This window comes from Kitasatospora cheerisanensis KCTC 2395 (genome assembly GCF_000696185.1).
Taxonomy (GTDB): domain Bacteria; phylum Actinomycetota; class Actinomycetes; order Streptomycetales; family Streptomycetaceae; genus Kitasatospora; species Kitasatospora cheerisanensis.
The window spans coordinates 1,595,778-1,598,902 of record NZ_KK853997.1; the positions used below are offsets into that span (position 1 = coordinate 1,595,778).

Sequence of the window (3,125 nt, forward strand, 5' to 3'; positions counted from 1 at the left end):
GACTCCGCCTCCAGGGCCGCCGCGATCTGATCCCGGGCCAGCCGCCACGCCGCCGCCTCCACCCGGCTCAGCCCAGCCGGCCGCGGCTCGGCGCGCGCCAGCCGAGCAGCGGATCGGATCGCGTCGGCCTCGATCAGGCGGATCAGGTCTGGCCCGGTACCGAGGACGGCCCGGGCTCGTGCGGCGAGTGCGGCGAGGGTTGGCATGGTGGCACCGTAGAACCGCCGGGCCGCAGCCCGTACTCCGCGATCCACCTGTCACCCGGCAGGGTGATGTCCGCGGTCTCCACCGCGCGGCCAGTGGCCTGGTCGTAGTAGGTGCGCTCGATCGCGAGCACGGGCCCGCCCGGCGCGGCGCCCAGCGCGTGTGCCTCCTGGCGGGTCATCGCCCTCGCCGTCACCCGCTCTACCGGCACCCCGACGTCGATACCGATCACGGCCATCCGGTCCGCCACGCCGATCCCGGCGTACGGGCCGGCCTCGGGCAGCACGATCAGGGTGGCACCGGTGACGGCCATCGGCTCCCACGACTCCGCCAGGTACGACGGCTGCCCGTCAGCCAGGTAGACGTAGCTGGTGTGCATCACCGGGTCCCCCGCCTGGATGCAGAGGCGCGCGGCCACGGTCTCCGTCGCGGCGGCGGTGGCCGTCTCCGACCGCCACGAGCCGGCCACGCCCTGCCGGGCCATCGTCACCGCGGTGGGCGACCCTTCGCCGCGCGGCACCCGTTGACGGCGCACCAGGCGCTCGGGCGCGGCTGCGGACCTCACATAGTAGCCGGCGCCGGGCCGGGCGAGGACGAGTCCCTCCTCGATGAGGACCGCGTAGGCGCGCTGCACCACGCCGGTGGAGACGTCGTGTGCGGCGGTGAGGGCTGTGATGGAGGGGAGCTGGGTGCCGGGGTCGGCGCCGCTGATGATTGCCCGCAGCGCATCGGCCACGCGCAGGTAGGAGGGCTCGGGCACTTTGCCATCCTTTCGGCTGCATTTCGGGGGTGACCTACGTGACAGGCTATCGAGCATGGCCCTACTCTATCGATACAGTCCCGCCGTGCCGATAGGGGAGATCTGTGCAGACCAGCACGCGCGCGTCCGCCTTACGTGCCGCGATCGAGGCAGCCGTCGACACCGTCGCCACCGTCCAGGTGTACCCCTGGCGGACACGGATCAGCATCGACCTCCCGGCCCCCGGGCACCCCGGCTGGCCCGCACTCCTCGCGGCGCTGCGCCAGGCCGACCGGTGGGGGCACCTCCACCAGATGGCCGGCAGCACCGTCTGGGCCGACATCACCAGCACCGACAACACGGGGGACGACGATGACGACTGACGCGGCACTCGCCAGACGCATCCAGGACGCCACGACGCACCCGGTCGTCGTCCGCATCCACCGCGACCCGGACGACTACCGCTCGGCCGAGTGCCAGTTCGGCGCGCACTGGGGCTGCCCGGGTGGTGTGCGGGTCGGCCTGGTCCACGGGGAGGTCGTGCGGCTGTACTGCCAGTGCATCGCGCAGGAGTGCGCGTGCTGGAAGCGGAGGTCATCCGTAGAGCAGCCGCCACGCCTCGACTCCCAGTGCTCGCGCCAGCGCTGACAGATCGTCCAGATCAGGTGCCGCAGTGCCGTACTCCCAGCGACTGATCGTGCGCCGGTCGCGCCCGGTCGCGGCGCCGAGCTGTTCGAGCGTCATCCCGGCATCGCACCTGAGCCGCCGGATGATCGCGCCGACCTCGCGGCGAGCCTGTAACTGCTGGTCATCGGGATCGTGCGGCACCCCTTGACGGTTGCCTGATCATGATCAAAAGTCTGTACCCAGCCATGCACATTTCTGTACATCTGTTCGATAGCATGCCCGTCCGCCTCGGGGGGACCGAGCACCGGAGCACACACTGAGCACCCAGCACACCCCTCACGAACCCGGCTGGTCACTCAAGCAGCCGTTCGACCGCCAGGCCACGCTCACCGATTTGCAACAGGCCGTCAAGCTGCTTGCCACTCTCACCCAGACCGACGACGGCACTCGCGAGCACGCCGCTGCCACCGGTGCCGCTCGTGATGCCGCGAAGCGGTTGTCGCAGCGCCTCCGTGACAACCGCTAGGCTGCACGGCCTGATCGCCGCTCCCACCAGATCGCCAACTGGAACAACGTCGTGACGCCGGCGGCAACCTTCATCTGCGCGATCTGGTGAGTCACGGTGCGGCTGGACACCTCGAGATCCCGCGCGATGGCCGGCTGAAGCATTCCCTCCGCGAGGCGCCGACCGATCGCCACCTGCAGATCCGTGAGCCCCGCCCTGGGCTCTTCGGCACCCGTCCATGGAGTCGAACGGTCCCAGTCTCGATCGAAGGCTTCAGCCACATGACGGGCGAGTGCCTCATCGTGCACAACGATTGCCCGCAGCGGCTCCGGGCCCGCCCCCGTCCACGGCCGCAGGTTCGGCAGTACGGCGCGGCAGCGGTCGACCACGATGGCACGGGAGAACGGCTCGTCAAGGGTGCGGATGTGGGCACCCAGGGCCGTCTTGTGTGCCACCCACTCCCCTGTCGTCGCGTCGGATCGGGCAGTAGTGCGGTAGATGGTGCGCATCGCCATGCCCCGGCGGATCGCGTCAGTGTCGCGGTTCTCCGAGATTGCCAGCCGCTCAGCCACCCGAGGCCCGGTCGGTTGAGCCGTCAGCAGCTCCTGCGTGCCGTTGGCGATCAAGTCAGCAATTCGAGCGTTGATCTGCTCCATGCCTTGCAGGTACTCAACTGCTCCATCGACCATGTCGGGGTCGGCGATGGAGAACGCGACGGCGAGATCGCGGTACTCGGTCTCAAGCGACGCCGCTTCCTGCAGTGCGGCGCCGGCCTGAGCCAGCAGGGTGTCCCGGCGGCGGGCAGCCGCAAGGCCGGGTTCGAGCGCCAACATCGTGCCGGGGGCATCAGGGTTCGGCGCGATGAGGCCGGCGGCGCGAAGTCGTTCGTCGATGGCAGGGTCATCGGGAGCTGGGGCGTTGCCGTCGTGCAGCAGTTCCAGGTATCGCTGCCGATCCACTGCCTCAAGGCGAGCAGTACGCGAGAGGGTGTCAGCCACCAAACCGCCTGTAATTTCTAGCAGTTGCTATTACTGGCAGCCTAGAAGGCTG

General features: G+C 69.7%; 5 protein-coding genes. 1 reads left to right on the plus strand and 4 read right to left on the minus strand.

The window, feature by feature from the left end; translation table 11 throughout:
- Both KCH_RS43255 and KCH_RS07235 read right to left on the minus strand, forming a co-directional pair.
- A partial coding sequence (locus KCH_RS43255; RefSeq protein ID WP_208865926.1) for a hypothetical protein occupies positions 1 to 206 on the minus strand: 206 nt, incomplete at its 3' end.
- Complete coding sequence (locus tag KCH_RS07235; RefSeq protein WP_063750127.1) at positions 143 to 964, minus strand: GntR family transcriptional regulator; 822 nt, start codon at positions 962 to 964, stop codon at positions 143 to 145. The genes KCH_RS43255 and KCH_RS07235, both read right to left, overlap by 64 nt.
- A 104-nt stretch (positions 965 to 1,068) precedes the next feature.
- Between KCH_RS07235 and KCH_RS07240 the strand changes: the two genes are divergently transcribed.
- A complete protein-coding gene (locus tag KCH_RS07240; protein WP_035860388.1) occupies positions 1,069 to 1,326 on the plus strand; it encodes a hypothetical protein in 258 nt (85 codons plus the stop codon).
- 211 nt (positions 1,327 to 1,537) lie between these two features.
- On the opposite strand, the gene KCH_RS44135 is transcribed toward KCH_RS07240, so the two are convergent.
- Positions 1,538 to 1,771, minus strand: coding sequence for a helix-turn-helix domain-containing protein (locus tag KCH_RS44135; protein ID WP_244305215.1), 234 nt, complete (start codon positions 1,769 to 1,771; stop codon positions 1,538 to 1,540).
- 321 nt (positions 1,772 to 2,092) lie between these two features.
- Positions 2,093 to 3,073, minus strand: coding sequence for a hypothetical protein (locus KCH_RS37035; protein ID WP_157031938.1), 981 nt, complete (start codon positions 3,071 to 3,073; stop codon positions 2,093 to 2,095).
- Positions 3,074 to 3,125: the final 52 nt, after the last annotated feature.